This is a genomic window from Myroides pelagicus, from assembly GCF_009711055.1.
In the GTDB taxonomy this organism is placed as follows: Bacteria; Bacteroidota; Bacteroidia; order Flavobacteriales; family Flavobacteriaceae; genus Flavobacterium; species Flavobacterium pelagicum.
The window spans coordinates 1-2,417 of sequence record NZ_WMJY01000077.1 but is presented as its reverse complement, the minus strand read 5'-3'; the positions used below and the strand labels follow the sequence as shown (position 1 = coordinate 2,417).

Sequence of the window (2,417 nt, the reverse complement as noted above, 5' to 3'; positions counted from 1 at the left end):
GACTAATGTTGCATTTATAACTTGAATTCACGTTTTATAAAGACAAAGCCCCCAATTTCTTGGAGGCTTTCTCATTTTTATCATATATCATAAGAGCATTACTTTCCTTTACCTATCGTATAGACTTCAAACCCAATAGACTCCAAAACCTTATGATCTAACACATTGCGCCCATCAAACACAAAGGCTGGCTTCTGCATATTGTCATAGATACGCTTCCAATCATACGATTTAAACTCGTCCCATTCTGTTAATACTGCTATACCGTGTGCTTCTTCTAACGCTTTATAAGCATCCGTATGAACGGTTAAATGCTTTTTATTAGCTTCTTCCTCACGAGTAGCCAAATAATCCAAATCTGACAACATCTGTAACTCTGTCACTTTAGGATCATATACGTGAATCAGTGCCTCCTCTTCTATTAAATCATTTGCTACATAAATAGCTGCAGATTCACGAGTATCATTGGTGTCTTTTTTAAATGCCCAACCTAAGAATGCAATCTTTTTACCATTCACGGTATTAAATAAAGTCGTAACTATATTCTCTGCAAAACGTCTCTTCTGATGATCATTCATAATGATTACTTGTTCCCAGTAATCTGCCACTTCATTTAATCCATAACTCTTAGCGATATAAACTAAATTCAAAATATCTTTTTGAAAACACGATCCACCAAAGCCAACTGATGCCTTTAAAAACTTATTACCTATACGACTATCCGTACCTATCGCTCTTGCTACTTCATTGACATCTGCTCCTGATACTTCACATAGTTCAGAGATAGCGTTAATAGAAGACACGCGTTGGGCTAAAAATGCATTTGCTGTTAATTTAGACAACTCTGACGACCATAAATTAGTGCGCAAGATACGCTCCTGTGGCACCCATGAGCCGTAGATTGAAGCCAAAGCCTCGATTGCTTCTTTTCCTTTTTCGCTTTGAGATCCTCCTATCAATACGCGATCTGGGTTCAATAAATCCGTTACAGCTGTTCCTTCGGCTAAAAACTCTGGGTTAGATAAGATTTGGAACTCTACTCCATTACCTGTCTGATCTAATATGCGTTTTATCGCCTGAGCGGTACGTACAGGTAAAGTTGATTTCTCCACCACTATCTTATCGGTTTTGGCAACACGGGCAATCTGACGAGCACATAGTTCGATGTATTTAAGGTCTGCAGCCATTCCCTTTCCTTTTCCATAAGTCTTGGTAGGGGTATTCACAGAGATAAAGATCATATCTGCCTGGTCAATAGCCTTATCTACATCAGTATCAAAAAATAAGTTACGCCCCCTAGCCTCTAAAACGACTTTATCCAAGCCCGGTTCATAAATAGGCAATTTACTCAAATCTTCATCATTCCAAGCTTTAATACGCTCTTTGTTTAAATCAACTACCGTTATTTGAATATGAGGATTCTTTTGCGCTATCACAGCCATTGTAGGACCTCCTACATAGCCCGCACCTACACAGCATATTTTTTTGATTTCTTTCATTTTCTCAGTTATATCAGTTTATTCTACTTCCCTATAAAGCCTAACATTGCACATCATCTCACTTACATAACTTGTCGGGAAGGCTAACAAAATTAAACTATTCAACGAGTATAACCTTGTGTTTTAAATAAATTTATAGATAAACCCTTACTTCCTACATCTTGTTTGGCTTGGGATAATAAAAATATTAAGACCACAAAAAATATTAGATAAGCACTATTGAATACAGCAGCTCCAAGATAACTTACCCATGGGCTAGAATCTAACATGGATAATATTATATATTGATAGATCACGATAAATGTAGGTGTAAATCCACCCATCCAACGCGGTAAACGGGTCTTACCCAGAAAAACACAAATCGAATAAACAAACCAAGCCAATAAAATCACTACCATAGCTGTACTCCACGCAATCACATGCAGCTGGGTAAACCCCTGGGCTACCTGAATCAAATAGGAATGTGTTGACTTATCCAGGTGATAAATTGCTTTGTGAATCTCTCCTGTATAAAAAAAGAAAGCATGTCCTAGAGGCATCAATAAAACACTAAAAAGCAATAAACTATACGTAGCAAAAGCATACCACTTCTGCTTGTCTAAAAAAGCTTGGTAAACTAGCCATACCCCAGGCACGAATAAGATTGTTGAAAAACAAGCTATCAGCGTTCCGAACATCAGCCGCTCGGTAGTACCCTCTAGCATCAGTGTTGCCAATGTAGGATCTAACACATCTACATAGTCATCTGTAAACAAAGGATAATCTAAGGGATCTACCGTAAAACCTACTAAATACACATCTCCTATTATCCAGCACAATGCTGCCAATATCACACATATAAACGCTCCTTTAACTTTAAAATCTAACTTCATGTTTTTACTTACGTGAATTCAAGTTATAAATGCAACATTAGTCATT

At 37.4% G+C, this 2,417-nt stretch carries 2 protein-coding genes; both read right to left on the bottom strand.

Annotated elements, in window-relative coordinates; genetic code table 11:
• Positions 1–98 precede the first annotated feature (98 nt).
• Positions 99–1,499, bottom strand: a complete 1,401-nt coding sequence (locus GJV77_RS14575; protein WP_155037060.1) for a UDP-glucose 6-dehydrogenase — start codon at positions 1,497–1,499, stop codon at positions 99–101.
• 101 nt (positions 1,500–1,600) lie between these two features.
• Positions 1,601–2,371 (bottom strand): DUF6796 family protein, encoded by a 771-nt coding sequence (locus GJV77_RS14570; protein ID WP_193563683.1) that lies wholly within the window; start codon positions 2,369–2,371, stop codon positions 1,601–1,603.
• Between the last annotated feature and the right edge of the window lie 46 nt (positions 2,372–2,417).